Raw genomic sequence first — 26,414 nt, 5'->3', positions numbered from 1 at the left:
GGGGCGGAGAGGCTACGGCGTCACGACCCAGTCGCCGTGGGCGTCGAGCCGGCTCCGGACGCGGTCGGGCCGCTCCTGGCCGGGCGTTCCGTCGGTCTCGTACGCGTCGAGAACGGCACCGGGATCGACAGGGCCCGGCTCCGCATCCGCGGCCTGCTGGTAGGCAGAGCGGAAGGGCACGCCCTCGGCGACCTGCTCCAGCGCCCGCTGGGTGGCGAGAATGTCGGGGGCACACGCGGCCCGCGTCCGGTCGGGATTGAACGTGACGCCCCGCACCACTTCGGCGAGCGCGGTGAGGACATCGGATGTCATCTCCACGCTGCGCAGGACCGCCGCTTTCGTGAGCTGGAGGTCGCGGTGGTAGCCGCCCGGCAGGTTCGACGGGCCGGTGGCGAGGGATTGCATCTGGGCGGCGAGGCGGTGGTGGTAGGCCCGCGCCAGCTCCAGCACGTCCGGGTTCTGCTTCTGCGGCATGATGCTGCTGCCGGTGCAGTGCTCCGGCGGTAGGTCCACGAAGTCGAACTCGGCGGTGGCGAAGAGGACGAGGTCGGACGCGAGGCGGTTGCAGGTGGCACCGACCTGCGTGCAGGCGTGGCCCACGGCGAGTGCATGCTTGCCCCGGCTCAGCTGCACGGCCGTGGCGTGGGTCTGCACGGCGCGGAAGCCGAGGCGGTCGGCCACGGCCTCGCGCGGCAGGTCGATCACGGGCACGCCGTAGCCCGCGGCGCTGCCGAGGGGGGACACGTTAATCCGGCGGCGGGCATGGCGGAGGGCATCGAGGTCGCCCGCCAGCGTCTCCGCGTACCCCAGGGCCCAGAGGGCGGCGGTGGACGGCATGGCCCGCTGCAGGTGGGTGTAGCCCGGCATGAGAACGTCCGGGTGTCGGGTCGCGAGATCGCACAGCGCGTCGGCGAGGGCGGCGGCCCGGCCCCCGATCGCGGCGAGGGCGTCGCGGAGGTAGAGCCGGAGCGCCGCGAGCACCTGGTCGTTGCGGGAGCGCCCCGTGTGCAGCTTTTCGCCGGCCGCCCCGGCGCGCTCGGTCACGAACCGCTCGATCACGGTGTGGCAGTCTTCGTCCTCGGGCGTCACGGTCACGTCGCCCGCCTCAAACGCGTCGAGCAGGGCGTCTAGGGCGTCGCCGATCCGCGTCCACTCCGTTTCCGAAAGCACGTCGATCTGGCGGAGGCCCCAGGCGTGGGCGCGGCTCGCCCGCACGTCGTAGGGCAGCAGCAGGCGGTCCCATTCGTAGTCGTCCCCGACCGTGAAGCGGTGGGCCCAGTCGTCGGTCGCGGGCGTGGCGTCTTTTTGCCAGAGAGGGGCAGTCATTTGGGGTGCGGGGGTGTGAGAGTGGAGAGGGTGGGGGGCTGCGTTTCCGGGGGCCTCCCGTTCGGCCCTACGCGGCCCGCGAAAAGTAGGCCCGGATTAGGTCCCGATAGACGGTGACGGCCCGCTTCACCTCGTCCACGTCGATCCGCTCTTCGGCGGTGTGGGAGCGGTTGCTCGGGCCCGGTCCCATCTTGACGGTGGGCACATCGTGGAGGAAGACCCAATCCGAGGAGGTCGGGGAGCCGAAGGGCTCGGCGTCGGGGCGGGCGGCCCGGGCGGCCCGGACGATCCGCGCGTCCTCGGGCGTGGCGCAGGGCACGAGGCGGTCGCTGTAGACCTCCAAGTCCGCGTCTACCGCTTCGGACACCAGCCCCGCAATCTCGTCGTGCGTGTAGGCGGGCGTGGTGCGGAGGTCAACGGTGAAGACGCAGTGCTCGGGCACCACGTTGTGCGCCTCGCCCCCCTCGATGGTGGTGACGGTTGCGGTCGGCGCACCGAGGTGCGGGTCCGCCCGGTCGAGGGAAAGATCCTCGAGCTGTTGAATCGCCGTCATCGCCGCGGGGATCGCATTGTCGCCGAGGTGCGACCGTCCGGCGTGTGCGGCCGTCCCCCGGGCGTGGATCTTCAGGATGAGAAGGCCCTTCTGGGCGACGCAGGGGCGGAGCGTGGTGGGCTCCCCGACAACGGCGGCGGACAGGGACGGAAGGTTGGGGCGAAGGTCCTGCAGCCCGTTCTTCGTGCCCCCGGACTCCTCGTGGGTCGTGAGGCCGACCAGGAGCCGGCCATTCGGGGCCCAGCCGTCCGCCGCCAGGGAGAGCAGCGCCGTCGTCATCGCGGCGCCGCTGGCCTTCGCGTCCACGGCGCCCCGGCCGTAGAGGACGCCGTCTGTCTCGACCGGCTCGAACGGGTCGTACGGATGGTCGTCGGAGGGCGGCACGACGTCGAGGTGCGAGTTGAGGAGCAGCGTGTCGTCGCCCTCGCCGATCCCAAACGCCACGTTGTCCTCGTGCCGGAGCACATCGACCCCGGCGCGGCGGACGTGCTGCTCTACGAAGCCGGCGATCGCCGCCTCCTCGCCCGTGAGGGAGGGGATGCGAACGAGGGCCTTGAGGAAGTCGACGGCGGCTGTGTTCGTCGAAGAAAGTGCCATTGCACCCGGGAAGTCGGTTGATGTATCACGTCGTTGCCCGATTCTCGCCTCTCGAAACGTGAAACGCATGTCGTGGGGGAGCAGAGGCACCGGGCACGATTCACGCATCACAATTCACGCATCACGCCTCCGGTACGACCTCCGTGGCCTGCGACCGAGACAGGAGGTCGCTCGGGCCGCAGATATACACTGCGCCAACGGAACCGTCGAGGGCGTCGAGCGCCGTTTCGACCTTGACGCGCATGCCGCCTGCGATCCACCCCTCCGCGATTCCCTGCCGGGCGGTGCCCGGGGGACAGGTGGCCAGGCGGGACGCGGGATTCTCGGCGTCCCGGCGCACGGCCCCCGCCTCGGTGACGTAGAGCAACGGGTCGGCCGTGAGGGCCTCGGCCAGCGCACGGGCAACCGTGTCGGCGTTCACGTTGTAGACCTGCCCCTCGTCGTCAATGCCGAGGGGGGCCACGACGGGCACCAGCGACCGGGCCATCAATCCCTCCAGAAGGGAGGGGTCGACGTGCTCGATGTCGCCGACCCATCCGAAGTCGACGGTCCGCCCGTCGACGTCCCACGCCGGGCGTTTGGACACCTGGACCAGGGCGGCGTCGGCCCCCGACACCCCCACCGCGGTGAGGTCGTGCTGCTGGGCCTCCGACACGAGGGTCGTGTTGAGCGAGCCCCGCATGGCCCACTGCGCGATCTTGAGGTCGAGGTCGGTCGTGATGCGACGGCCCTGGACCCGCTCCGGCGTGTGGCCGAGCCGATCCGCGAGGGCCGTCATCTGCGTGCCGCCACCGTGGACGAGGACCACCGGGGCGTCCTCGTGCAGCGCCTGGACGCCGGGCCAGAGGTCGGCCAGTGCGTTCGGCTCGTCGAGGAGCGATCCGCTGACCTTGATTACCGTCGGCGCTTTCGTCTTACTGGTCATCAGGATTGATACTGCTTCGCGTCGTTTAAGTAGCAAGAAGAGAGCACGGGAGCGTGGGGGCGCGGGGGATTGGGGTCTTTCCCAAGAGTGTAGAGGAGTACGCCCATGCTCCCGCGCTCTCATTCCCCCGCGCTCAGAGGGTCCACACGTACTGGAGAAGCGCCTTCTGCGCGTGGAGGCGGTATTCGGCCTGATCGAGGTGGGCGGCGTGGGGCCCATCGAGCACCGCGTCGTCCACCACCACGTTACGGCGGACGGGGAGGCAGTGCAGGAACGCGCCGTTTCGGGTGCGTGCCATCAGGTCCGCGGTGATGCGCCAGTCGGAACGGGCCGCCCGGGCCTCGGACTCGGCCTCCGGGTTCTCGTACACGAGCGGGCCGCCCCACGACTTGGCGTAGACCACGTCGGCCCCTTCCGCCGCGGCCGCCTGGTCGCTCGTCGCCGAGACCGATCCGCCCTGCGTCTCGGCCAGCGCCTCCGCCTCGGCCATCACCCCCGGGTCGAGGGCGTGCGTGTCGGGGCGGGCCACGGTCACGTCCATCCCGCAGCGGGCCGCCGTGCGGAGCGCCGTGTTCGGCACGGCCATCGGCAGGGGCTTCGGGTGCGGCGCCCACGAGAGGACGAAGGTTTTGTCCGCAAGGGCGTCCCCGTACCGCTCGGTGAGCAGGGCCGCGTCGGCGAGGCCCTGACACGGATGCGCCCAGGCGGACTCCAGGTTGATGACCGGCACGGTGGCGTGCTCCGCAATGGCGTGAATGAGCGCGTCCTGCGCGTCGGCGCCGTAATCGGTGCCGGACGCGAAGACGCGGACGCCCAGGGCGTCGTGGTAGCGCGATAGCACGCCGATCGCGTCCTTCGCGTGCTCGGCCGCCGCGCCGTCCATCACGGCGCCCGGCTCCCATTCGAGCGCCCAGCTGCCGTTGCCCGGCACCAGGGTCGTGTGGCGGGCGCCCAGGTGCGCGGCGGCGCCCTCCATCGAGGTGCGGGTGCGGAGCGAGGGGTTCATGAAGACGAGCCCGAGCGACGAGCCCGACGCGGCCCCGGCGTGCAGGGTGTCGTCGTGTCGATGCCGCACGGCGGTGTGACGGAGCGCGTCCCAGGTGGCGTCCGAAACCGCGTCGACGCGGAGGATGTGCTGCAGGCCGTCCGTGCTGGAGGAGGACGAGGTTGTGGAGGGCGGTGACGTTGGCATCGCGGAGGAGGTCAATCGCAGGGAGAAAGGGGAAAGATCGACGGGGCGCCACGCGTCGGGGTTGTCACGTCAGTGTGCTCTGGCAGGGGCCGAGGTGGCGTCGAGGGCGGCGTGGAGCGCCGCCGCGAAGGCGGTCACGTCGTCGTCCGAGACGACGAGCGGCGGCATCAGGCGCATCACGTGCGGGGCCGACGAGCCGCCGACGAGCACATTCTGGTCGCGAAGCGCATCGATCACGGGCTCGGCCGGCCGGTCCAGCTTGAGCCCCATCAGGCAGCCGCGCCCGCGCACCGCCTCGACGACCGGCCCCACGGCCTCGGCCACCTGTGCGTGGACGTCGGTCGCCCGGGCCATCAGGTCGTCCTCCACCAGCGTCCGGAGGGTGGCCTCCACGGCCGCCATCGCGAGCATCCCCCCGCCGAACGTGGAGCCCTGGTCGCCGGGCTCGACGGTCGCGGCCACGGCGTCGTCCACGAGGACGGCGCTCACGGGCACCCCGGCCCCGAGGCTCTTGGCGAGGGCAATGAGGTCCGGTGTGGCGCCGAGGGGGGCGCTCATGGAGAAGGTGCCGGTCCGCCCCACGCCCGTCTGCACCTCGTCGAAAATCAGAAGCGTGCCGTGCTCGTCACAGAGGGCACGGAGGCCCTGCACGTAGTCGGCGGGCATCGCCCGCATGCCGGCGATGCTCTGGATCGGCTCCAGGAGGACGGCGGCGATGTCCTCGCAGGACAGCACCGCCTCCGCGGCGTCCAGGTCGCCCACCGGGACCCAGGTCGTCTCCGGAAGCACGTCCGCGTAGGGGGCGCGGTACGTCTCGTCGTGCGTGGTGGCGAGGCTGCCGAGGGTGCGTCCGTGCCAGCCCTGCTTCATCGCCACGACGCCGGACCGGCCCGTGTATTTCCGGGCCAGCTTGAGGGCCGTCTCGTTGGCCTCCGAGCCGGAGTTGGCGAAGAAGACGTTGCCGAGGCCGTCGGGGGCCAGGTCCGCCAGCCGCCGGGCGGCCCGGGCGCGGACCGGGCTGTGCGCAACGTTCGAGTAGAACAGGAGCTGCTCGGCCTGGGCCTGCACGGCCGCCACGACGGTCGGGTGGCAGTGGCCGAGCAGCGACACGCAGTGCCCCCCGTAGAAGTCGAGGTACCGGGTGCCCTCGGCGTCCCACACGTAGGGCCCTTTCCCCCGCACGAGCGCCATCGGCATCTTGTCGTACGTGGGAATCTCAAGCTGCTGCTCAAGGGCAATCGTCTCTGCAGAATCCATCGGAGATGCCTGAATTGTGAGTGTGCGTTGGACTGTGGGGGCGCAAGAGCGTGGGGGAGGGAGGGGAGGCGTCTCCCCCCGTGTGTCGCGCTCTTCAGGCGGCCGGAGCGGGGGTGGGCTCGGGAAGGAGGCCGGCGGTGTCGGGGAGGCCGAGCGTGCGGTTTAGGATCTGGACGGCCTGGCTCGCGGCGCCCTTCAGCAGGTTGTCGAGGGCAAAGCCGACGACGAGGGTCGAGCCGTCCATTTTCCACCCGAGGTCGCAGAACGGGGTGCCCACCGCGGGCTGGAGCGAAGGCAGTCTGTCTGACGAGCAGCGGACGCACGGCGCGTCGGCGTACGCCTCCTCGTACCACGGGGATGCCGTGTTTGGATCGATCGCCTTCGGCCACTCGATGTGGGCCGTGCCCCAGATGCCACGCGTCCACGGGCCGGAGGCGGGGACGAAATCGAGCGTCACGTGGCGGCCGAGCGTCTGCCGGATTTCGGGGCCGTGCTGGTGCTGAAGCACCTTGTAGGGGCGCACGTTGCCGTCGCGGTCGGGGAAGTGGGTGGCCGACGAGGGCGTGGCGCCCGCCCCGGATGCGCCGGTGAGGGCGGTCACGTGGGCGGTGAAGGGGACGTCCCGCTGCGCGAGCGGGGCCAGCGCCAGTGCGATGCCGGTGGCGTAGCAGCCGGGCGTGGCCACGAGCGACGCCCCCCCGATCTCGTCGCTCCACTCCGGCAGTCCGTACACGGCGTCGGCCAGCAGGCCGGGGGCCGGGTGCGCCGTATCGAACCACTCGGGGTAGACCGCCGGGTCCCGGAACCGAAAGTCGGCGCTCAGGTCGATGATGGGGCCGTCGAAGCCGTCTTCCAGGATGCCGGGCACCACCTGCATGCTGCGGCCGTGCTCCGCCGCCACGAGAAGGGCGTCGAGTGAGCCGAAGGCAACCTCGTCCGGAGCGGTGAACGTATGATCGACCTGCCCGCGGAGGGACGGATGCGCCGCGCCGACGGGCCGATCGGCGAACGTCCGGCTGGTCACCGTGTGGAGGGCGGCGTGGGGATGTGCGGCGAGCAGGCGAATCAGTGCGCCGCCGACGTAGCCGGCGCCGTGGAGAACTCCGATGTGGGAAATCGTTGTTGGGGACGCCGGAAAAGAGTGCGCAGGTTGTGGCATAGGATGCAGTAAAATTGGGGAGGGGGGAAGGCGTGAAATGTGAGGCGAGAGCTCAGCTGCCAGTGCCACTCTTCACGCATCACGAATCACGCGTCATTCCGCCGCGACTGTGAGTTTTTCGTCGGAAGACGGCGGTGCTGCGGGGGCCGTCGCTTCGATTTCCTCCGGAAAAGCCAACGCCGGGAGAGCCTTTACGACCTCGTCCACGAGCGCGGTGCCCTGCCGGCGGGCGTTGAGCGCGGTGACGCCGAGCCGCTGTGTGATGTAGCGGCGCCCCACGTCGTTGTCGGTGACGGGGCCGGTGAGTGCGGTGATACCGGTGCGGTAGCGTTCGCGGAAGGTGCGCTCGGCGGCCCACGCTCCGGCCAGGTCGGTCGCCGCCACGACGTGCGCCTCGATGAAGGACTGCAGCTCCATGTCCGTCAGGAGGTCGTCGACGCCGTAGTAGCCGACGAACCCGTCGCCCATCTCCGCCACGATCACGTCCAGGTCCTCCGTCTCGTTGAGGTGATGGATCACGCCCTTCGCGATCGGGGTGATCGCGTCCTCCACGGTGCAGGCAATCCCCGCGTCGGTGAAGGTGGAGACGGCCGTGGCCCCGTGCGCCCGCATCCGGCGCACGTCGCGCATGAGCGACGCCCCCGTCAGCTTGGCGGCGCCCACCCGAAGCCCGCGCGCCGACAGCCCCTCCACGATGCGGCAGGCCGCCTCGGTCTTGCCCGTCTCCATGGCCGTGCCGCTGACCGTGACGAGCGGGACCGACGTCGCCAGGCGGTGCCGCATCTCCAGCGCGTCCTCCTGGATCCGGGCGTGTGTCCACTGGTCGTTCCGCTTTACCATCACGGCGCCGAGCACCTCCACCGGCAGGGCCGGCCCAAGGTTGGGGTGGGCCGCGGTGCACTCGCCGACGAGCCCGCCCAGGTTGAGCACGTGCAGCGTATCGCCGGGGGCAATGTGGCGGGGGACCCGTCCGCTATACCCTTTGAGCGCCTGTCGTCCGCCGAGCGTCCCCACGAGCACGTCTCCCTCCCGGATGTGGCGAAAGGCGCCGTCGCTGCACTCGACCTCGTCGTACTGGTCCTTTTCGTCGAGCGCGCGCACCACGACCACGTAGCCGTGCTGGGCCACGACGTAGGGGGAGAGCGTGATCGGCGAGTCGATGCCGCAGGGGGCGGTGCTAGAGGCGATTTTGTCGACGGGACCCGTCTGGAAGGCGTCGTCGGTCATGGGCGTGGGGGATGGGAGGGAGAGGGCGGGGGCAGAGGGGACGGGAGATGTGCTATCCCGTGTTCGATTCGGCGATCATCGGCTTGGAGCCCGGGGGATCCGCGTCGGCGCGGGCCTTTTTGGCGAGGAGGGACGGGACGGCGGCGAGCGTGGTGTAGCCCGCCGCGTCGCGCCCGTCCCACAGTGCATTGTCCTCGCCGTAGGTGGCCGTGCCGGCGTCGAACAGGGAGTGGCGGCTGTCGACGCCCTGCACCGTGGCGCGGCCTTTGAAGAGCTTCACCGTGACGGTGCCGGCGACGACGTCCTGACTGTGGTCGAGGAACGCCTCCACGTCCCGCATCACCGGGTCGAAGTACTGGCCCTCGTGGAGCAGGCGGCCGTAGACGTCGCCGAGCTTTTGCTTCTGCACCTGCTGCTGCTCCGAAAGCACGACCTTTTCGAGCTCGCGGTGGGCCGTAATCAGAATCTGGGCCGCGGGCGCCTCGACCCCGATCCGCCCCTTGATGCCGAGGATGGTGTCCCCCACGTGGACGTCCCGCCCCACGCCATGCCGTCCGCCGATCTCGTTGAGCGTCTCGACGACCTCGACCCCCGAGAGGGACGCGTCGTCGACGGCCACGGGGAGCCCGTTCGCAAACGTGACCGTGAGGGTGCGCGGCGCGTCCGGCGCGTCGGCGGGGGCCGTCGTGTCCGGGTAGGCGTCCGCCGGCAGCGGGGCCTTCGCCGTGAGCGTCTCCTTGCCGCCGATCGTGGTGCCCCAGAGGCCCCGGTTGATGGAATAGTCGGTCGTGTCGTCCGGCACCGAAAAGCCGCGCGCCTCGAGGTAGGCCGTCGAGGCATCCCGGCTTAGGCCGAGCTCGCGAATCGGGGCAATCACGTCGAGGGCGTCGCCCACGAGCTGCAGGGCCACGTCGAACCGCACCTGGTCGTTGCCGGCCCCGGTGGAGCCGTGGGCGACCGTAGCGGCCCCGACTGCCTGCGCCACCTCCGCCACGGCCCGCGCCTGCACGATGCGCTCCGGCCCCACGCACAGTGGGTAGACGCCGCCCTTCAGAACGTTGCCCTCGATAAGGTACGAAAGGTGGTCGTCGTAGAGCCGCGCCCGGCCGTCCACGAGGTGATGGGCGTCGGCGCCCAGCGCGTCTGCTCGGGCCGCCACCGCCGCACGATCGGCGTCGGTCAGGCCGCCGGTGTCGACCGTCACGGTGTGGACCGGCGTGTCGTGGGTTTCTTGCAGGTACGGAACGCAGAAGGAGGTGTCGAGGCCTCCGCTAAAGGCGAGCGCGATGGGCATGAGACTGGAACACTAGGCACAAACACAAAAAAGGCGCTGGCTCGTGAGAACCAGCGCCTTTGCAGGGGAAGGCGGCGATGCCGCGTCAAATGGGAGGGGCTAAGCCTTACTCATCTGACGCCTGGGACGCCGGTCGAGCCGTAGAAGAGATGTGCAGTCGTCGCACACGTCGGGCTCGACGTCGGGTCGTTGGCGCAATGAGGGTCGGCTGGCGTGTCATAGTGCTCCTCACGATAGCGGGCGCCGCCGGAACGATCAAGTCGATGGGCGACGGATTCGATGATGAAAATGTGAAGGGAAGCGCTTCCAAGCCCCGAGGAGGGGGCTTGGTCCCTGGAGGAGCCGTTGTCCCTCCCCGCATGTGCCGGCATGAGAGGGTCTATCCCCGCGGGTGCGGGGTCACCTGTATTCGGGGTGTATCGCGAGTGTATCCCGTAGGTCTATCCCCGCGGGTGCGGGGTCACCGTCTGGATGCGGCTCGCCGCGGCACACAAAGCAGGTCTATCCCCGCGGGTGCGGGGTCACCCTGTGTCGGAGCTTGATTGTGGCAGGCTTGCGAGGTCTATCCCCGCGGGTGCGGGGTCACCCTTCCGACACTCATTGCGGCAGCGCTCGGAGAAGGTCTATCCCCGCGGGTGCGGGGTCACCTCCATGCTGGTCCTCCTATCATCCCTTGTTCGAGGTCTATCCCCGCGGGTGCGGGGTCACCGGCAAGGCGACGGGGCATCCGGCGAGCCGGAAGGGTCTATCCCCGCGGGTGCGGGGTCACCTTCTTCTGTCTCCTCCCAATCTGTGCGGATCACGGTCTATCCCCGCGGGTGCGGGGTCACCATCGACAATGTAGTAGTCCTGTTTCTGAAGCAGGGTCTATCCCCGCGGGTGCGGGGTCACCCTTGAAGGAGAGTCCTGGTGGGCCGAGCTATGGGGTCTATCCCCGCGGGTGCGGGGTCACCGCAGCGGGCACAAATCTCAAACGTCGGCTTAGGGGTCTATCCCCGCGGGTGCGGGGTCACCCCTGGTACAGTTTGTCAGGAGCCGGGCGCTACGGGCCCGTCGCTCCGTGTATCGCGCCGAAAACGCGCCAGTCTGTCGCGGGGCGGGTCGCGGTGCATCAACCTGAGGACACGTCCTTCCAATTGCAACCCGTCCAGCTGGGCCGTGTGCCTGTGTGCCTCCCCGAACACAGCGGGTTGAGCTGAACTGATCGCGGCTTCCCCTCGTTGCAGCACGTCCTGTTCCGAACTGTGCCCACAGGACACCGCTCCCATGACTGAACTCGCCTCTCCCGCGGCGACCGAGGTGCGTCCGCGACGCTTCACGTCCGACGAGGTGCAGGTCATGCTCCGGGCCGGCATTCTCCACGAGGACGATCCGCTCGAACTCATCGACGGCCAGCTCGTCGTGATGTCCCCAATCAACGATCCGCACATCGCCTGCATCAACCGGCTGAACACTATTTTTAGCAAACGCCTGGTCCCCCATGCCATTGAGAACGTCGTCGTAAGCGTACAGAACCCCGTGCGGATCGACGAGCACAACGAGCCGGAGCCGGATGTGGTACTGTCGACAGCACTCGACGGGGCGCCCCACCCCGGGGACGTGCTGCTCCTGGTCGAGGTGTCCGACACGACGCTGGCGTACGACCGCGACGTGAAGCGGCCCCTCTACGCACGCGCCGGAATTCCGGAGGTGTGGGTCCTCGATCTGGAGGCCCGTCACATCGAAGTACACCGTGAGCCGGACGACGACGTGTACCGCACCCGGCATCTCGCGGGCCTGGACGACACGGTGACCCCGGAGCGCCCGACATCGGTCGGCGACATTCCGGTACGCGACATTCTCGGCGATCTGCCGGAGCCTGAGAGCGACGAAAGGGAGGCGTGACGGGAGGCTGTGGCCGTCTCGTCTCCGAGCGCTTCCGGATTGACAAGCAGTGGATCGTGCCTGGCGATCGTCGGGGCCTCCACCCCGGGCTGCTCCAAGGGCTCCTCCACGTCATGCGATTCCGTGAGGCCGCGGTGCGTCCGGGGCGGTGCGTCCGGGGCTATCCCCGCGGGTGCGGGGCTACCTGGAAAGCCCTGCCGCCTCTACCTTCTGCGCAAGGTCTATCCCCGCGGGTGCGGGGCTACCCTCGATGGGCAAACTGAGCGGGACCGGGTGCAGGGTCTATCCCCGCGGGTGCGGGGCTACCTCCAACCAGGTCGGCACGGCTCAGATCGTGGCGGGTCTATCCCCGCGGGTGCGGGGCTACCTAGCGTCGAGGGAGAGCCGTGTCGGGGCTGCACGGTCTATCCCCGCGGGTGCGGGGCTACCCGGGAGGTCCTCGAACGATAGTCCCGGGCCGGAGGTCTATCCCCGCGGGTGCGGGGCTACCGAAGGTCTTGCCGCCCGCCTCCTCGCCGGGAAAGGGTCTATCCCCGCGGGTGCGGGGCTACCATGGTGGATAAGAAAGAGAGCCATTTCAGAAAAGGTCTATCCCCGCGGGTGCGGGGCTACCATCTCCACCGGGCCGGGCACGCTGTCGGGCTCGGGTCTATCCCCGCGGGTGCGGGGCTACCGCCACACGACTGCGAGAATAAGATCCCGGGGGAGGTCTATCCCCGCGGGTGCGGGGCTACCGCTAGGTAGTCATTTTTTGAAAAGAGTTAGAGGGGTCTATCCCCGCGGGTGCGGGGCTACCACCAATTGGATACGCCCGTTGAGCGTAATCTGAGGTCTATCCCCGCGGGTGCGGGGCTACCCGTTTCTCAGGTAAAGGATAAAGAAGGGCGGTGGGTCTATCCCCGCGGGTGCGGGGCTACCGAGACTTCTTCGCCGTAGAGCACTTTGGGCAGGGGTCTATCCCCGCGGGTGCGGGGCTACCACCAATTGGATACGCCCGTTGAGCGTAATCTGAGGTCTATCCCCGCGGGTGCGGGGCTACCGCGTCTAACGCGTCGGGACTAAAGCCCCGGAAAGGTCTATCCCCGCGGGTGCGGGGCTACCATTTTCTGCTCTTGCGCGTCGTCTAAATGGCGGGGTCTATCCCCGCGGGTGCGGGGCTACCCTCGGTCACTTCCGTCTTGACGGTGTAAGGATGGGTCTATCCCCGCGGGTGCGGGGCTACCCGGGCCTCGCCGAGCCGCGGCACCCGAGCTGACGGTCTATCCCCGCGGGTGCGGGGCTACCCCCTTTCTCCCCTTACCAAAGACCCCGGCCACGGGTCTATCCCCGCGGGTGCGGGGCTACCATGAGGGTGGCGCGCGCCTCTCCTGCTGCGGCGGGTCTATCCCCGCGGGTGCGGGGCTACCTGGATCCCTGCGGCCCTCATCAAGGCGCACGGGGGTCTATCCCCGCGGGTGCGGGGCTACCCACGCGCCGCACCTCTTGGAAGACTTCCACGAGAGGTCTATCCCCGCGGGTGCGGGGCTACCACGATGAGCCCGGAAGACGTGGCCACCCTTATAGGTCTATCCCCGCGGGTGCGGGGCTACCAAGCACGCCCGGAGCAGCACCTACATCAACGAGGGTCTATCCCCGCGGGTGCGGGGCTACCCCTGCTACAGTTTGTCAGGACCAGGGCGCTACGGGCCCGTCGCTCCGTGTATCGCGCCGAAAACGCGCCAGTCTGTCGCAGGAGGATCAATGCGTGGCGGGCTACAGCGCCGCCTACCGCGTTCGAAGCATAGGGGGCATTCGGGGAAACCGCAATGTCAAAGAGCAAACCCCCCCTGTCACTCAATCTCTGCCAGGAACTTCATCGGCAGCGTGGGATCGTCTTCGTCGATCTCCGGCTCCTCCACCTCTGCCTGCTCCAGGAGCTCCTCTACGTCATGGGCCTCCGTGAGGTCGCGGTGCGTGAGCCACAGGCCCTCGTGCTCGATGAACTCCTTCTTCGGCCAGCCTAGGAGGCGGATGCTCAGCTTCGAGGGGGCGTCGGGGTTGCGCCAGAAGAGGACCACGCCCGCATTGTCGGGCAGCAGCTCGCTCCAGTCCATCATCACGCGCCAGATTCGTTCTCGCACGGCCTTCTTCATCGTGGGCGCCACGTACACGCCGGGGGCGATCTCCTGCATGCACGAGGCCAGAAAGCCGTCGAACCGGCCTGGGGTGTTGCGGGTGACGCCGATGGTCATGAGTGAGCCGTGAAGCGTGAAGAGTGAAGCGTGAGGAGTGAGGAAAGTGGTCGCAGGAGCGAGTCACGCATCACGTGATCACATATCCCGCTCCAGTAGGTCTTTGATGCGGTCAATCATGTGGGGAATCACGTCTTCATCCCGGAGGGTAGATCCAGCCATCTTTCGGGCCGTCGGCTCAATGTCGCGCCCGGGCTGCCGCTGTACCTTCTTCGCGGCGCGAAACGCAATGGGAAGCGTCGTGGAGCTTCGGAAGAGGTCGGCAATGTCCAGCGCAAAGGCGTGGCCGGACGATTCGTGGATAAAGCCGAGTTCGGGCACCGCCCCGGTGACGGCCACGGCGATGCGCGCCGCCGCATAGACGGCCGTCACGGCGTGGTTGATGGCCTTGTTGACGGTGTCGTTCGAGTCGGGATCGTTGCGGTCGTAGCGGCGCCCGTTCCACGCCACCCCGTGCTGGTCGGCGAGGTTCTGGTACACCTTCTTGACGCGCCGCCCCTCGATGCCACGTAGGGAGTCGAGATCGCGCTGGTGCGGGGGGAGCTCCTCGCCGAGGCGGATCCGGTACATCTTACGGGCCACGTCCACACGCGTGTCCTCGTCGGCCCACAGCTCGGCGTGAGTGCGGGCACGGTCCGCGCTGTCGGGGCCGAAGGGCATGCTCGTCGCGTAGAGGCGGACGCCCTTGGAGCCGACGGCGAGCAGGCCCGTGTCGCGCCGCGCGAGGATGCGGAGGGCGTCGTGGCTCACCACCCCGCCGGGGCCGAGCAGGATGTTGGAGACCTGCTGGTACGGAATGTCGTAGGCCCCGGCCTCCAGGTCGTCGAACCCAGCGGTGGTAAAGACGAGGTTGCCGTCCTCCACGGCCAGGCGGCCGCGCTCCAGCCACAGGAGCCCGTGGCGGTCGGCGTGGGGCACGCGGGCGGTTTCGAGGCCGAGGCGTCCTTTGAGCGGCATGGGTCAATTGCGTGTTGCGTATTGCGTGATGCAGGAGGACGGGATGCGCACGCTCCGTTCACGAGCTTTTTGCCTGTCCCCGTGTGCTCATGCCCGGCGCACCTTCAGCATCCCGTAGCCGAAGCTCTTGTGCCGCCCGAGGCCGGAGCGGAGGAGGTCGACGAACGCATCGCCGTCGGTGACCCGGAGCGTGCCGGTGAGCGTCACGTCGGGGCGCTTGAGGGTGTCGGCTTTGCGCTCGCCGGTGCCGTTTTTGGGCACGCGGCGCGTCATGCGCTCGATGGAGAAGCGGTCCATGCCGATGGATTGCGGCTCGGCGCCGCCGCGGATCTCGAACTGTCGGCGGAGCCACTCGCGGTACACCTCCTCGCGGCTCACGTCGTCGTCCGCGGGCCGGGTCCAGGCCTCGGCGAGGTAGGCGTCCAGTTCCTGGCCCTCCGTCCAGGTGCGTTTGTCCCCGTTGTGGTTGACGCCCTCGCCCGCGGAGGCCTTGCGGACGACCGGGCAGGCGCGGAGCTCGAACTGGAGGGCCATGCCGTCGGGGAAGGTCTGCGGCATCGGCTTGGCGGCCAGCCCGTCCCAGTCGCCGATCTCGTAGACGGTCGGGCTGGCGTCGAGCTGGGCGTGCGATTGCAGGGTGTCGGCGTCCGCCGCGGTGTAGCCGAGGACGCGCACCTGCCGGCCGTTCTGCGCGTCGTGGTCAATGGAGAACGGCTGCGGGGCGTCGTCGCCGAAGAGCTCGCCGAGGGCGCAGTGGACGAGGTAGCCGGTGTCGGTGCGGTCGAGGGGGAGGTGCAGCATCTTGCCGAGGGTGGTGAGCCCTTTGGCGTCGAGGCCGAGCTGCACCATGTAAAACTCCGAGTCGGGCATAGGAGAGGAGGGGGAAGTGAGAGGAGGTTACGCCTGGGGGCGGACGGTGCCGTTCACGATCCATCGTTCGCCGACGTGGATCTGGTTTTTCCAGTCGCGCCGGTCGGTGACGGGCTCGCGCAGGTCCACGTCGAGCGCCTCCTCGGACGGGGTGTCGGCGTCCGGATGGGTGGGCCACCACGCGGAGAACGTAGGGCCGTCGTCGGCACGGGCGTGGAGGGGCGCCTGCACGAGGGCCTCCGGGAGCGAATCCGCCTGCAGGCGATCCGCAAAAAGGGCATCGGCGGGCAGGCACGGCTTGCGGCCTAGGAAGAGGGGCCGGGCCGGGTGCTGGACGGCGGCCGTCAGGTCGTCGAGCGTCGGGGGCTCGTCCGGGGCGTCCAGCGTGACGGCGACGGTGTGAATGGCGTCGGCCCAGTAGTCGCGGTGCCGAATGTGCGTGCCGTCGCTGGCGGAGCCGCCCGCCCGGCTCTCCGTATGGCCGTACGTGGTCCACGCCCGGTCGTCGTCCATGTAGGGCTTGGAGAGGTCCACCGTCTGGTAGTCCTCAATCCGGCGGCCGCGCCGGTCCTGGCGCGAGGCGTAGCGGAGCCGTTCCTGAAGGCGCTCCAGGCGGTCGAACTCGCTGTGGTCGACCCCCAGCGCGTTGCCCAGCAGGCCCGTCATCATCGACAGCGCCGGGTAGGGCTGGATCTCGCCCTGGTTGTCGACGATGGGGGCGCCGAAGCTCATCAGCGGCGCGTCGAAGCAAAGGAGGAGAACATCCATTATGCAGTCTGGATCTGGTTCGCGGTCCATTCGGCGAGGGCGGGCACCGTGGTGGTGTCGTCCACCTTGAGGCGGTCCGTGAGCCCGTCGGTCGGCCCCATCGCGGCCAGCCGGCGGTCGGTCTGCACGCCGTACATCTGGTCGATCTCGTCCACGTACTGCCCCAGCTTCTCGTAGCTGTTCTGCAGCACGTTCTGGGTCGGGGCGGGCGTCTGGAACGCGTTGGCCAATGTGCGGGGCTGGGCGGTTCCGGCCTCGGCGAAGAGGCACTGCGCGTAGGAGTACGGCGCGGTGGAGCCGAGTTTGGCGCCGGGGGAGACGGTGGCCATGAGCTGGGCAAATCGCTCCATCACCTCGGCGGCGAGGGCAGTGTTTCCGTCGGTCCATTCGTCCTGCTCGACGCCGGAGAGGTTGGACACGAGCAGGGGCACGTCCACGACCACGTAGCTGTAGAAGAGGCCGCTCGTGAGCTCCTGTGTATTGATGTGCCCGGCGCCGAGCTCGCCGCTTTCTTCGGGCTCGTCGCGCCGCAGCTCGTCGACGGCCGAGAAGTAGTCGCTCTCGCTCTCCTGGGCGTGCGTGGTGAAGGCGTGGGCCACGTGGACGGCGGCGTCGCCCCGGGCCAGGACGTCGCTCGTCGCCATGCGCCCAAACATGGCGGCGTCCAGGCCGCTAGCGAGCTCCAGGCCCTTCAGGTTCTTCTTGAGGTCGCGCTTGGAGATGTCGCGCATGGCGTCCGCCGCGTCCTTCACGGCGTCGCTGTCCGGCTCCCCGTCCTCGTCCCAGAACACCGGAAAGTCCTCTTTTGCCTCTTCGATCATGCCGGCGGCGAGGTCGCGGAGGTACCGCATTTCCGGCACCCCGAAGATGGTGACCTGGCTGGTGTCGATCATGTCCCGCGGGTCGTCGTCCTCGTCGGGATCGATGAGCGTTTTCAGGTCCCGCTTCCCGGCCTTGTCGTCGGACAGCAGGCGTTCCTTAAGGGCGAACGTGACGGCGCGGACGAGCGGGGCCGGATAGCCGTCGTCGATGAGCGGCTGGGCGAGGCGGCGCCAGAACGTTTCCCGCGAGCGCAGGGATTTCGGGACGTCCATGTCGTAGAGGGCGTTCTCGCCGTCGAAATTCCGCCAGTGGTATTTCAGGCACTGGGAGGAGACGCGCGTCCGCGTGGCGCCGCCGAAGGGGAGTTGTTTGGCGAAACCGGCGTCATCGCGATTCAAGAGGGTACTCGGATAGGAGGTCAGCGCGTGGAGCTGGATGAACATAGGCTGAGTGAGGCGTGATACGTGATGCGTGAAGAGGGTTGACCGTGGGGCTCAGTCGTCGTCCTGAGCGTGGAGGGTGCGGTAGTAGGTGCGTGCGATTTTGAGTCGTACGTTTTCTGCGTCCTCAAACAGGTTTTCCCGAGAGAAAAGAAGCTCTCGCACGTGCTCCCAGTTGGCGGGTTGCTGTTTGCTGGCGAGGTACTGGGCCATGCGGCGGAGGAGGACCGGCAGCGTCTCGTCGTCGGCCTCCATCAGGCGCACGAATCGGGTTTCGGCCCAGCCGGCCTCGGCCAGCGCCTGCCCAAGGGGCATATCGTAGTCGTGCAGGCCCGCGCAGTGGGCCATGCCCATCAGGAGTGTGGCCCAGCGTTGCTCCCATTTCGTTTGGGACATTCCCCTGGATTCGTCCTGCTCCAGGTCGAATAGCACTTTCCAGAGGGTGGGCGTGACGGGCGTATCCAGGTCGATGCGGCGGAGGGCGGCGCGGTCGCCGTTGGGCAGGCGTCCGGTTTCGGGGTGGAGCATGCCGGCGGCGCGGCCGACGGCCTGGGAGGGGGAGGTTGACTCGTCGGTGCTGATGTCAGTCTCGGGGGGACTGTCTGTATCGGCAGAAGGGGGCATGAGTCTGAAGGGATTACCACTAGATCGAAAGGAGGTGTCCATTTTGGCTTGACCCAAAATGGACGAAAAGGTCAAGGCTGTGAAGAAATCGGTTGAGGCTTCTCAGGCTGCACTGAAATTCGCCAAACTCGCGCTCTTCCCATCGGTCAGAGCGCTCGAACAGGGCGAATTTCGATCGTTGCGCCCTCGGCGCCTCCAAGACACCGATTTCTTCAAAGCCGGATGGCAACTTCTACGATGTATCAGAAAAGGCGTACTTGAGGGTGTCGCGGGCGGCGCCGTGGAAGATGGAGCGGGCGCTGCTGCGGGCCCGCCAGTAGCGGGTGGAGGAGTTGGGGGCGTGGTCTTCGGCGTCGTTGAACTGGGTTTGGGCCTCCTTCCAGAGCAGCGATTCCCAGTGCTCGCGGGCCTCGCGGTCGCTCATGTCGACCGACGCCCAGAGCGCCTCGAAGAAGCGGGCATCCACGGTGCGGTCGAAGGCGTCGAGCCAGGGCGATACATCGTCAAACTCAATGGCCTCGGTGTCGCCGCCGCCCAGCAGCGTGCCGATGGCCGGGTAGAGCACCGTGCGGCGCACCTCGTCCACGATCTCGACCCGGTCTCGGGCGCGCTCCCCGAGTCGTTCGCGTCGAGATTTTTCTCGGAGCCAGCCGGATGCCGAATCAGGAACGGGTACGATGCGGTGGTGCAGGCCTTCGGTCTTGCCTTGTCCGCGCACCAGTGCCCGGGCAACGACGTACATGTACCCGCCGTCCGAATCCCGGAACTGCAGCGCCGGGGGCTGAGCGTACTCGCCCTCGAAGACGATGTCTTGCAGCCGGTCGTAGGTAAAGCCCTCCCCCGGCAGCGTCAGGGCCTTGCCGCTGCTTTTCTCGATCGGCGTCCAGGGATCGCCGGTGTCGCCGTTGAGCGAGTCGGGCGCGTCGACGCGCTGGCCCTTGGTGTTGGCCCGCCAGCAGGTGAGGTCGCCACCGTCCTTCTGAAACCGGATGCGGCGACAGATTTCGAGAAAGTAGGGATCGCAGTCGGCAAGCGGAATGGCCCTGTCTTTGGCCCCGTCCCACGGCCGGGTCCAGAGCAGGGCCGGCCCATCGAGTGTGTATCGCCCGGACAGAGCGTCGCGCTCGCTCAACAGCACGTCTACGTCGCGCCGGAAATGCTCTCCCCAGGACAGGTCCGGCGACAGGCCTACGAGGGGCCGGTTTCCAAAACCCCCGTTCATTCTCACGACTCCATAATTGCCCCGCCCCAGGAAGCCCTCCATCGTCTGCAGCGTCACGAGTGCGTAGATCCAGTGCTCGGGCTCGGGGTGCCGGATGCGGCGCGCCTTGACGTCGTGGCTCTTCGACGTAATGAGCACGTCGAGCTGGTCGGGCGTGGGCACGTCGGCCTTGTACCCGGCGTCGTCGAGCGATCCTTCTGGCACGGGCGACTGCAAGAAGGCGGGCTTCGACTCATCCGCCACGACCAGGTGCCAGGCCGCGGCGTCGCCGTCGGCCACTCCCACGAGCGCGTCGCGCCACCCGGCTGCGGTGTCCGGACGCGTGCCGCCGGCCTGTCGGGCGACGGCCATCGCGGCGAGCTGGACGAGGAAGCTGTGCCAGGGCTGCTGCTGATGGGCCTGTAGGGCCTCGAAGCTCAGAATGTCGTTCTGCGTGAGTCGATGCAGGACCCGTGGCAGGGACGCTCCCTGCACCGTATTGTCCAGCAGGCGGATCCGGAGGAGCGGGTCGTCGAGAAGTGAGTGCTTCATGGCAGCAGTCGATATTCGAAAAGGAAGTGCACACCAGGGAATTGCCCGAAGCAACAGTATGCGACAAGATGCACCACGGGGACTTCGTCTCCATTCACCCGAGAACCGGCGACGGAAATTTTGTAGCGGGCACCTTGTGGTCGAGATCGCCCGCGGTGCCGGTCACCGTGAATTGCGTGCCTGGCTTCCGGCGTACCGTAATTGTCTGCTGCTTCTGTGTCTTCTGCAGATCAAGAACTCTGCTCCATTCGTCCGTTTCCAACGAACAGATGGTCCGGAGTCCACAGACCAGGCAGATATAGATTCCGCCGAAGAGGTCGGTTCTGTTCCGGTCGTCGATCAGAGTCGCAACATCCTCTGATCGGAAGGTGAACCGCCAAGGGGACTGGTCGCTCGACGAGTATTTGATGAGCAGAAACGTGCTGTCGTCAAGCTGGAAGTGTCCTAGTTTGTCGCCGATCTCAACGATCCGGGGCGGATCATCGTGCTTGAGTAATCGGCGAAGGACGACGCCTTCGAATTGATCTCGGATGGCAATCATAGTATAATGGGGGTGCTGTTAGTGTGGACGCAATCTCAGAAAGCACGGCAGCCGAGCCGCCGATCCGTGAAATCGACGGCTCAGTAAGGCCCTGCGGTCAGCCCGACCGGAGGGCCTTCATTTTTAACCCCATGAGTATGGGGAATCCGTTGGGGGGCTAGCGACTCTAGAATCCCACCCTGGGCTATCTCCAGCTTACTGGAGTCATCTCTGTCAAAAGGGTAATGAGTATTCCTGGAAAATGTCAAACGGGTGAGATTAAAGAGTAAAACTAACAGTTAAGCATCCCCACAAGATCGAGAGGATGATAGGGGGTGAGGGCCGTTGACGTGAAGTCGGATTCGTTTCGCGTCGCGACGGCCGAAGCGCCGGCCGCCGCCCCGGCAGCGGCAAGGTAGCCGTCTTCAAAGACGTCGGTTCCAGGGTTCTGAAGTGCCGTCCGGAGCGCCGAGCGGCCCATAGGAGCAATGCGCATCACGTCCGCCAGCAGGTCGAAAAGCGGACGTGGTTCGGTGTCTTCCCGTTCGTATGCCACGTACCACCAAGTCGCGATTGACGTGGGGGCAACGAGGCCGTCGATGGTGTCGCGCTCGGCCGCCGCGATCAGACGGACGGCTGCGCCGTGATGCGACCGGGAGGCGACAGCGGCATCAATGAGGACGTTCGTGTCGAAGAGAACCGTCATGCCGGGAAAATGGGCGTCCGTGACGAGGGGCCGTTCGATCTACTTGTGCTTCTCGTGCATCGCGTCGACCCAGGCCTCCGTATCTTTGTCGAGGTTTAGGTCCGTCGCCGCCGGGCCGAGCGCGTCCACCATTTTGCGGGTGCGGGGCGGAAGATCGTCGGGAACGGTGTTCATATCGGACGCCGACTCCGGTCCGGAGTCGTCCCCGTTCGGCTCGCGGAGCAGGAGGCGAAAGTAGTCTTCCACGATTTGGGAGACGGAGGTCCCCCGCTCCTTGGCCAGTCGTTTGGCGCGTTCTTTCAGGCGGTCGTCGAGACGGAGGGTAAGCTTTGATTTCGTGGACATTTTCCTGCTGTACGTCAATATGAGAATTTTAATGACGTATAACGCGCCTTCAGTTTGCCGTTCCTTCACTTAAGGTCTGTTCAGCGCCTGGCGCGACTCTCATTTTTGAGACAATCCCAGGCGGTCGTACTGAAACGAGTGGCCGCTAAACTGAAACGAGAAGGCCCCGCTTCCCTGCTTCACGTCAGTCGCTTCCTCCGTCTCCGGCGGGGCGTCGAGCTGCCACGCGCTGACGGACAGTTCCTCGATGGCCGCGCCGAAGGGGCCGTCGACGGGACGCGGGAGTTCGACCCGGTAGTCTTCCTGTCCGAGCCGCGTCTTGGCGGTGCCGAGGTCGTCGGGAAACGGTTCCGCCCCAAACGGCTCGCCGCGGTCGATGGTGACGTGTCCGGTGGCCTGCCGGTCGGCCTGCTGGGAGCCGAGCACCCACTGCTCGTGGCGGTGCCAGTCGTCGCCCTCGTTCTCCACGACCGTCCGGAGCGCATCGGGATGCGTGGCGCGCTCGACGAGCAGGCGGTTGTCCTCGGGAATCTGCCACGGCGCAAGGTCGTCGCTTCCCAGGACGGCCCATGTAGCGTCAAGGACGCGCAGGTCGCCGTAGACGGTGCCCAGCCCGTGCGGGCCGAACGCCTGTCCGTCGTCCGAAATGTGCGGGGCCAGGTCCCGCTCCTCGGGCGTGAGGACGACGCACCGGGCGGTGGCGTAGCCGTCGGGCCGGTCGCGACCGTGGCGGTGCAGGCGCCCGATGCGCTGCAGGAGCACGTCCATCGGGCACAAGTCCGTGATCATGAGGTCGGCGTCCAGGTCCAGGCTCTGTTCCACCGTCTGCGTGGCCACCGCCACGACGCCGCGATTGGGTGTGTCGGGGCCGAACGTGGCCTCGACGGCGTTGTCGAGGCGCTGCCGGTCGTCGGGCGCAAAGCGGGAGTGGTGCGGGGCGGGCGTGCCGTCGACGCCGAAGAGGAGCGTGTTGTCCCCGGCCAGCGATTCCAGTTCTTGCTGCGTCTTGATACAGTCGTCCACAAGGTTGCGGATGACGAGGACGCGGGCGCCGTTTTCGGCGTGGTCGAGGGCCCGCCGGGCGACGGCCGCCGGGGCGTCTGCGTCGTCGCAGAGCGTGGGGGCCACAGTTTTGCTCGCGTCCGAGGAGGCGGCGTGGACCGAGTCCGGGTCGGTGCGGGCGGCGTCGACGTGCGTGACGAGCGGATAGTCTTCGGTCTCCGCCGCGTCCTGCGCGGGCACGTTGCCGTCGTCGGTCGTGAGGTGCACGCGGGCGGAGGCGCCGAGGGTGGCGGACATAAGTAGGGCGTGCCCGCCGGCGGCAAGGTGCTGATCGAGGACCCGGTCCAGGAGCCGCGTCATGTAGGCGTCGGAGGCATGGACCTCGTCGACCACGAGGAAGTGCCGCAGGAGCGCCGTCGCCCGCATGTGAGCGTGGCTCGCCTGCAGTGTGGAGAGCAATACTTGGTCGACGGTGCCCACGGCGATGGGGGCAGCGAGGTAGCGCTTGGAGCTTTCGGCGGCCCACCCGCGGTGCTGAACCTCTTCGTCCCACCGGACCCCAAAGCTGTCGGGCAGGCGCGTGGCTTCGACGTCGTCGGCTTTTATGTAGCCCGGCACGGCCTGTACGACCGGCGGGCGCTGCTCCTCCGGAAAGAGCCGCTTGACGGCCGCCGTGACCCGGTCGTGGAGCTGCGTGGCGGCGGTGCGGGTGGGCACGGCAAAGTAGAGGCCGTCGACGAGACCGGCACGGAAGAGGCGCACGTAGCGGGCAAGGGCGGCCTCCGTTTTTCCCGAGCCGGTGTCCGATTCGAGGACGGCGAGGCCGCCGTGTTTGTGCACAGGCACGTCGCGCACCGCGTCCTGGATCGGGTAGGGAGTCCAGTCCGGCTGCTCCAGAATCTGGTCGAAGCCGCTATCGGCAGAAAGGACCGAACGCGGACCGTCCGGGTCCAGGAAGAGGGCGTCCACGGCCTCGGCGGCACGGGCCCGCGCCCGCTCCATCGGGGCGTCCAGCGTGTCGGCGAACGGGAAGAACGACTCGTCGGAGCCAATCCAGTCGGCCAGCGTGAGGAGGCCGTTGAAGGCGTGCTGAAAGGCAGGTGTGGCGGGAAAGGGGGCGGCCTCGTCCTCATACGCCGACGGAAGCCACTCGCGGACGTGGGTGTCCAGCCGGACGAGACCCGCTTCCGGATCTCGGTCGTCGGAGGGCTCCCAGAGCATGGGATCGTGTGTGCCCGGCGTGACCGGCGCGCCGTGGTGGCCGAACGTCGCCAGCAGCAGGTGGCCGAGCACATCAAGGTCGGTCGCCCAGTCCTGCAGGTCTGCGATGCCGAGCGGGGCGAGGTAGGCCAGCGGATCCGACGCCTTGTATACATTCACCATTGGGGTCACGTGGTCAGAGGTCGGCGTTTCCCCGAACGCCCGATTCTGAAACCCGTGGTTCACCTTCCCGGTGTCGTGCAGCGCGGCGAAGGCCGACAGGCGGGCGACGTGCACGTCGGACAGGTCGTCCCACCCGATCAGCGACGCGACGCGATCGCGGAGAATCGTTCGCTGCAAGAGGGCTTCCGTGACGGCGGCTACATCCGCCGAGTGGGCGAGAAGGGGATGCCAGTCGACGATCTCGCCGGTCGATCGGTCATTGTCCTTGTACGTGAGCTTGGCCCAAAACTGAGAGCGGTCGGGAGAGCCGTCCATACCGGACAAGGGCGGTCAGTCAGAGAGGAGGCGCCTCGTTGCAAATCGTCGTTTTAGAAGACACGGCGGGCCGACGAGCAGTAGGGAAAACGTATGGGGTTTTGGGAAAAGATAAAAGCAACGTGCGGAAAACGGCCCCTCCGATCTGCCGTCGCGGGAGAGACGTGCAGGAACGGGTGCTCATTCCAGGGCATCGAGCACTTCCGTCGGGGGGGGGCGGTCACGGGCCGTCCCGAAAATCGTCCGGGTTCCGCGTCACGACGCCCTCGACGCCCGCCTGCACGCCGCCGGCGGCGATGTACTCGTCCTCGAAGTCCGCGTCGTTTGGCGCCTCTAGGGCATCGGACAGGGCCGATCATCCCATCCGCGCAGGGTCGACGACCGTCGACAGATACTCGAAGAGGGGACGCGGATCGACCTCGCAGGTGGCCGTCGACACGGACCAGCACGTGGCAATTGCAGTGGGGGTGACGATGCCGTCAATGCCCCCCGCTCGGCGTGAACCAGAATCTGATTGGCCCCCTCGTAATGCGCACGGCTCTGCACGGTGGCGTCGATCAAGATGTTCGTGTCGAACGGGAGGCGCACGGGCGATCAGGCGTGCTTTTCGGTGGCGGCCCTGATGAACTGTTGCTCGTCCTCCGTCCAATTGCCCCTTGGTTCATCGAACGGAGCGTCGTCTGGGGGCGGCCCGATCCGTTCGTGGACCTTCTTCAACTGAGGAGTTAGCGCGGTGCCGGCCCCGACCTGCTCGTTGGGCGCATCCGCCTCGCTCAGGAGGCGAAAGGAGCCCTCCACGAGGGCCGACAGGGACGTGCCGCGCTCTTGGGCGATCTCTTTGGCTCGCTCCTTCACGTCCTCGTCCATGCGCAAGGTGAGCTTGGACTTCATGGCGGGATCAGAATTGTACGTCACGGGGTCTCAGTATTGACGTGCTTCCGTTTCGCTGCTCGGTTTCGCGCCATCCGCCTACCACTGGAGCCGCTGGACGTCGATGTCGGCCAGCGTCCGGAGCCCGCCGTGCTCCACGAGGTGCCAGAAGAGGGTGCGGGTGGCGAGGGCGTCGCCCACGGCCGTGTGGAGCTCCTCGCCCGGCGCGGCATTGAAGTGGCCGAGCAGCGTCCCGAGCTGGTGGGTGTCCGGCCCGTCGAGGAGAGACCGCGCCAGGCCCAGCGTGTCGGCAAAGCGAAGGCCCAGGCCATCGAGGCCGAGTCGCTCGGCCTCGTAGGTGACGAAGCGGAAATCGAACGGCAGATTGTGCCCCACGACCACGCCTGCCTCCAGGTGGTCGATGAGACGAGGCAACCGCGTCGCCACGGCATCGTCGCGGGGCGGGGCCGCGTCGCTGCGCCAGTGGAACTGAATGCCCTGCTCGTCCACGACGGCCATCTCGCAGATGCGCCCGCCGCGGTCGGGCCGCAGGGCGGTCGTCTCGAGGTCGAAGAAGAGAAGGGTGGCCGTCCGGAGGGGGCGATCCGCCCACGCGCTCATGGTCGGGAGAGGGTCGGCTGGGGCCGTGGATGATCCACTCGGTACAAGGGAGACGTGGCGTCCCTTCGAGTGATCGATCTCCGCGTGTGCGGAGTTGCCCCTGCGATACGTTGTCAGGCAGGGGGGGAGTCTGCCAGCAACATGTGCCTCCGGCGGCGAAAACGCAACCACTACGGTGCCGTGGCCCGGAGCGCCCCCGTCACCCGTATCGTCCGCGTCGTTGAGAGGGCGGGGGCCTGTTCGGTCATTTCAAGGGTGAACGTCCCGCCCACGGCCCCACGCCCGGCCTGGGTGATCGAAACGTGGCCCTCCGTGGCCTCGAAGCGCGCATTGGGCAGCGACAAGAACGCGACGAGCCCCGGCAGGCTGTCGGTGTGGGGCGCATCGAGCAGGGCGGCCCGCACCACCGCGTAGCGGCCCGTTGCCGCGTCGGGGGCCCCTCCCGTGCCGCGCGGCGTGAACTCCATCGAAAGGCCGGGCCCGCCCCGGGCGCCCAGCTCGAGGCCGACGCGGGTGTCGCGCACCGAACGAAGCACGGCGGGGCCCGCGAGCGTGTCGGTGACGGCCCCGTGGATCTGGAGGCGGTACCGCCCCGCGGCCACGCCGAGGTCGGAGGCGTCTCCGCAGCCGGACAGCAGGAGGACGAGCCAAAGACCGACGAGGGAGAGCGGCAGGGCGAGGCAGCGAGGCATGGGGCGGTACGGGCAGCGGAATGGGACTGGGGCGGAGAGCGACGCCTCCGCCCCAGCGTCGCCCCCCCTGCAAACGGACGA

Annotated in this window: 23 protein-coding genes and 2 CRISPR repeat arrays; of the genes, 1 reads left to right on the top strand and 22 read right to left on the bottom strand. The window is 68.0% G+C overall.

The annotated features are described in order from the left end of the window. Window positions 1-12: 12 nt before the first annotated feature. From argH to argG, 8 genes are all read right to left on the bottom strand, one after another. A complete protein-coding gene (argH, locus tag OJA40_RS04760; protein ID WP_263810043.1) occupies window positions 13-1,326 on the bottom strand; it encodes an argininosuccinate lyase in 1,314 nt (437 codons plus the stop codon). A gap of 67 nt (window positions 1,327-1,393) precedes the next feature. After that, on the bottom strand, window positions 1,394-2,476 hold the full coding sequence (locus OJA40_RS04755) for a M20/M25/M40 family metallo-hydrolase (protein ID WP_263810042.1): 1,083 nt from the start codon (window positions 2,474-2,476) through the stop codon (window positions 1,394-1,396). Between the two features lie 121 nt (window positions 2,477-2,597). Next, window positions 2,598-3,401 (bottom strand): acetylglutamate kinase, encoded by an 804-nt coding sequence (argB, locus tag OJA40_RS04750; RefSeq protein ID WP_118827143.1) that lies wholly within the window; start codon window positions 3,399-3,401, stop codon window positions 2,598-2,600. A 133-nt stretch (window positions 3,402-3,534) separates the two neighbouring features. After that, complete coding sequence (locus OJA40_RS04745; protein WP_263810041.1) at window positions 3,535-4,593, bottom strand: N-acetylornithine carbamoyltransferase; 1,059 nt, start codon at window positions 4,591-4,593, stop codon at window positions 3,535-3,537. A gap of 69 nt (window positions 4,594-4,662) precedes the next feature. After that, window positions 4,663-5,850 carry an aspartate aminotransferase family protein gene (locus OJA40_RS04740; protein ID WP_263809358.1) on the bottom strand — a complete coding sequence of 396 codons (1,188 nt, stop codon included), beginning with the start codon at window positions 5,848-5,850 and terminating at the stop codon, window positions 4,663-4,665. A gap of 94 nt (window positions 5,851-5,944) precedes the next feature. Beyond that, complete coding sequence (argC, locus tag OJA40_RS04735; RefSeq protein ID WP_263810040.1) at window positions 5,945-7,009, bottom strand: N-acetyl-gamma-glutamyl-phosphate reductase; 1,065 nt, start codon at window positions 7,007-7,009, stop codon at window positions 5,945-5,947. A 93-nt stretch (window positions 7,010-7,102) separates the two neighbouring features. After that, a complete protein-coding gene (locus OJA40_RS04730; RefSeq protein WP_263809360.1) occupies window positions 7,103-8,236 on the bottom strand; it encodes a P-loop NTPase family protein in 1,134 nt (377 codons plus the stop codon). A gap of 52 nt (window positions 8,237-8,288) precedes the next feature. Further along, window positions 8,289-9,530, bottom strand: coding sequence for an argininosuccinate synthase (gene argG, locus OJA40_RS04725; RefSeq protein ID WP_263793197.1), 1,242 nt, complete (start codon window positions 9,528-9,530; stop codon window positions 8,289-8,291). 376 nt (window positions 9,531-9,906) lie between these two features. Further along, window positions 9,907-10,544: a CRISPR direct-repeat array (repeat unit 28 nt). A 252-nt stretch (window positions 10,545-10,796) separates the two neighbouring features. On the opposite strand from argG, the gene OJA40_RS04720 reads away from it, so the two are divergent. Beyond that, window positions 10,797-11,414: a Uma2 family endonuclease gene (locus OJA40_RS04720; RefSeq protein ID WP_263809363.1), complete on the top strand. Its 618-nt coding sequence runs from the start codon at window positions 10,797-10,799 to the stop codon at window positions 11,412-11,414. Between the two features lie 156 nt (window positions 11,415-11,570). Then, window positions 11,571-13,065: direct repeats of the CRISPR family, unit length 28 nt; unit sequence GGTCTATCCCCGCGGGTGCGGGGCTACC. 178 nt (window positions 13,066-13,243) lie between these two features. Here OJA40_RS04720 and cas2e read toward each other — a convergent pair. From cas2e to OJA40_RS04650, 14 genes are all read right to left on the bottom strand, one after another. Further along, window positions 13,244-13,645 carry a type I-E CRISPR-associated endoribonuclease Cas2e gene (gene cas2e / locus OJA40_RS04715; protein WP_208426276.1) on the bottom strand — a complete coding sequence of 134 codons (402 nt, stop codon included), beginning with the start codon at window positions 13,643-13,645 and terminating at the stop codon, window positions 13,244-13,246. Between the two features lie 78 nt (window positions 13,646-13,723). Next, the gene (gene cas1e / locus OJA40_RS04710; RefSeq protein ID WP_208426277.1) at window positions 13,724-14,602 is read right to left on the bottom strand and encodes a type I-E CRISPR-associated endonuclease Cas1e; all 879 of its coding nucleotides are present in this window, start codon (window positions 14,600-14,602) and stop codon (window positions 13,724-13,726) included. Window positions 14,603-14,689: 87 nt separating this feature from the next. Beyond that, entirely contained in the window at window positions 14,690-15,472 is a 783-nt protein-coding gene (cas6e, locus tag OJA40_RS04705) for a type I-E CRISPR-associated protein Cas6/Cse3/CasE (RefSeq protein WP_208426278.1), read from the bottom strand. A 27-nt stretch (window positions 15,473-15,499) separates the two neighbouring features. Continuing rightward, a complete protein-coding gene (gene cas5e, locus OJA40_RS04700) occupies window positions 15,500-16,240 on the bottom strand; it encodes a type I-E CRISPR-associated protein Cas5/CasD (protein ID WP_208426279.1) in 741 nt (246 codons plus the stop codon). Next, window positions 16,240-17,505, bottom strand: coding sequence for a type I-E CRISPR-associated protein Cas7/Cse4/CasC (locus OJA40_RS04695; protein ID WP_208426280.1), 1,266 nt, complete (start codon window positions 17,503-17,505; stop codon window positions 16,240-16,242). The genes cas5e and OJA40_RS04695 overlap by 1 nt, the downstream gene beginning before the upstream one ends. Window positions 17,506-17,556: 51 nt before the next feature. After that, the gene (gene casB, locus OJA40_RS04690; protein WP_208426281.1) at window positions 17,557-18,126 is read right to left on the bottom strand and encodes a type I-E CRISPR-associated protein Cse2/CasB; all 570 of its coding nucleotides are present in this window, start codon (window positions 18,124-18,126) and stop codon (window positions 17,557-17,559) included. A gap of 232 nt (window positions 18,127-18,358) precedes the next feature. Then, complete coding sequence (gene casA / locus OJA40_RS04685; RefSeq protein WP_208426282.1) at window positions 18,359-19,879, bottom strand: type I-E CRISPR-associated protein Cse1/CasA; 1,521 nt, start codon at window positions 19,877-19,879, stop codon at window positions 18,359-18,361. A 94-nt stretch (window positions 19,880-19,973) separates the two neighbouring features. Beyond that, the gene (locus OJA40_RS04680) at window positions 19,974-20,420 is read right to left on the bottom strand and encodes a hypothetical protein (RefSeq protein ID WP_208426283.1); all 447 of its coding nucleotides are present in this window, start codon (window positions 20,418-20,420) and stop codon (window positions 19,974-19,976) included. 271 nt (window positions 20,421-20,691) lie between these two features. Further along, a complete protein-coding gene (locus tag OJA40_RS04675) occupies window positions 20,692-21,105 on the bottom strand; it encodes a type II toxin-antitoxin system VapC family toxin (RefSeq protein ID WP_208426284.1) in 414 nt (137 codons plus the stop codon). Between the two features lie 39 nt (window positions 21,106-21,144). After that, window positions 21,145-21,450, bottom strand: coding sequence for a DUF6364 family protein (locus tag OJA40_RS04670; protein ID WP_208426285.1), 306 nt, complete (start codon window positions 21,448-21,450; stop codon window positions 21,145-21,147). Window positions 21,451-21,549: 99 nt separating this feature from the next. Beyond that, window positions 21,550-24,150 (bottom strand): CRISPR-associated helicase Cas3', encoded by a 2,601-nt coding sequence (gene cas3, locus OJA40_RS04665; protein WP_208426286.1) that lies wholly within the window; start codon window positions 24,148-24,150, stop codon window positions 21,550-21,552. A 594-nt stretch (window positions 24,151-24,744) separates the two neighbouring features. Next, a complete protein-coding gene (locus tag OJA40_RS04660; protein ID WP_208426287.1) occupies window positions 24,745-25,041 on the bottom strand; it encodes a DUF6364 family protein in 297 nt (98 codons plus the stop codon). Between the two features lie 78 nt (window positions 25,042-25,119). Next, window positions 25,120-25,641: a 3'-5' exonuclease gene (locus OJA40_RS04655; protein ID WP_208426288.1), complete on the bottom strand. Its 522-nt coding sequence runs from the start codon at window positions 25,639-25,641 to the stop codon at window positions 25,120-25,122. A 170-nt stretch (window positions 25,642-25,811) separates the two neighbouring features. After that, a complete protein-coding gene (locus OJA40_RS04650; protein ID WP_208426289.1) occupies window positions 25,812-26,333 on the bottom strand; it encodes a hypothetical protein in 522 nt (173 codons plus the stop codon). Window positions 26,334-26,414: the final 81 nt, after the last annotated feature.

The sequence above is a fragment of the Salinibacter pepae genome (assembly GCF_947077775.1).
In the GTDB taxonomy this organism is placed as follows: domain Bacteria; phylum Bacteroidota; class Rhodothermia; order Rhodothermales; family Salinibacteraceae; genus Salinibacter; species Salinibacter pepae.
The sequence above is the reverse complement of the archived record's forward strand: the minus strand, read 5'-3'. Positions and strand labels throughout refer to the sequence as shown.

What these genes read in the sequence shown, in the direction of transcription:
- casA (WP_208426282.1), bottom strand. Translation starts at nt 19,879, where the DNA reads ATGAAGCACTCACTTCTCGACGACCCGCTCCTCCGGATCCGCCTGCTG.
- OJA40_RS04730 (WP_263809360.1), bottom strand. Translation starts at nt 8,236, where the DNA reads ATGACCGACGACGCCTTCCAGACGGGTCCCGTCGACAAAATCGCCTCT.
- argC (WP_263810040.1), bottom strand. Translation starts at nt 7,009, where the DNA reads ATGCCACAACCTGCGCACTCTTTTCCGGCGTCCCCAACAACGATTTCC.
- OJA40_RS04740 (WP_263809358.1), bottom strand. Translation starts at nt 5,850, where the DNA reads ATGGATTCTGCAGAGACGATTGCCCTTGAGCAGCAGCTTGAGATTCCC.
- OJA40_RS04655 (WP_208426288.1), bottom strand. Translation starts at nt 25,641, where the DNA reads ATGAGCGCGTGGGCGGATCGCCCCCTCCGGACGGCCACCCTTCTCTTC.
- OJA40_RS04680 (WP_208426283.1), bottom strand. Translation starts at nt 20,420, where the DNA reads ATGATTGCCATCCGAGATCAATTCGAAGGCGTCGTCCTTCGCCGATTA.
- OJA40_RS04650 (WP_208426289.1), bottom strand. Translation starts at nt 26,333, where the DNA reads ATGCCTCGCTGCCTCGCCCTGCCGCTCTCCCTCGTCGGTCTTTGGCTC.
- OJA40_RS04660 (WP_208426287.1), bottom strand. Translation starts at nt 25,041, where the DNA reads ATGAAGTCCAAGCTCACCTTGCGCATGGACGAGGACGTGAAGGAGCGA.
- OJA40_RS04675 (WP_208426284.1), bottom strand. Translation starts at nt 21,105, where the DNA reads ATGACGGTTCTCTTCGACACGAACGTCCTCATTGATGCCGCTGTCGCC.
- OJA40_RS04755 (WP_263810042.1), bottom strand. Translation starts at nt 2,476, where the DNA reads ATGGCACTTTCTTCGACGAACACAGCCGCCGTCGACTTCCTCAAGGCC.
- OJA40_RS04720 (WP_263809363.1), top strand. Translation starts at nt 10,797, where the DNA reads ATGACTGAACTCGCCTCTCCCGCGGCGACCGAGGTGCGTCCGCGACGC.
- argB (WP_118827143.1), bottom strand. Translation starts at nt 3,401, where the DNA reads ATGACCAGTAAGACGAAAGCGCCGACGGTAATCAAGGTCAGCGGATCG.
- cas6e (WP_208426278.1), bottom strand. Translation starts at nt 15,472, where the DNA reads ATGCCCGACTCGGAGTTTTACATGGTGCAGCTCGGCCTCGACGCCAAA.
- cas3 (WP_208426286.1), bottom strand. Translation starts at nt 24,150, where the DNA reads ATGGACGGCTCTCCCGACCGCTCTCAGTTTTGGGCCAAGCTCACGTAC.
- argG (WP_263793197.1), bottom strand. Translation starts at nt 9,530, where the DNA reads ATGCCCATCGCGCTCGCCTTTAGCGGAGGCCTCGACACCTCCTTCTGC.
- casB (WP_208426281.1), bottom strand. Translation starts at nt 18,126, where the DNA reads ATGCCCCCTTCTGCCGATACAGACAGTCCCCCCGAGACTGACATCAGC.
- argH (WP_263810043.1), bottom strand. Translation starts at nt 1,326, where the DNA reads ATGACTGCCCCTCTCTGGCAAAAAGACGCCACGCCCGCGACCGACGAC.
- OJA40_RS04695 (WP_208426280.1), bottom strand. Translation starts at nt 17,505, where the DNA reads ATGTTCATCCAGCTCCACGCGCTGACCTCCTATCCGAGTACCCTCTTG.
- cas5e (WP_208426279.1), bottom strand. Translation starts at nt 16,240, where the DNA reads ATGGATGTTCTCCTCCTTTGCTTCGACGCGCCGCTGATGAGCTTCGGC.
- cas1e (WP_208426277.1), bottom strand. Translation starts at nt 14,602, where the DNA reads ATGCCGCTCAAAGGACGCCTCGGCCTCGAAACCGCCCGCGTGCCCCAC.
- OJA40_RS04670 (WP_208426285.1), bottom strand. Translation starts at nt 21,450, where the DNA reads ATGTCCACGAAATCAAAGCTTACCCTCCGTCTCGACGACCGCCTGAAA.
- cas2e (WP_208426276.1), bottom strand. Translation starts at nt 13,645, where the DNA reads ATGACCATCGGCGTCACCCGCAACACCCCAGGCCGGTTCGACGGCTTT.
- OJA40_RS04745 (WP_263810041.1), bottom strand. Translation starts at nt 4,593, where the DNA reads ATGCCAACGTCACCGCCCTCCACAACCTCGTCCTCCTCCAGCACGGAC.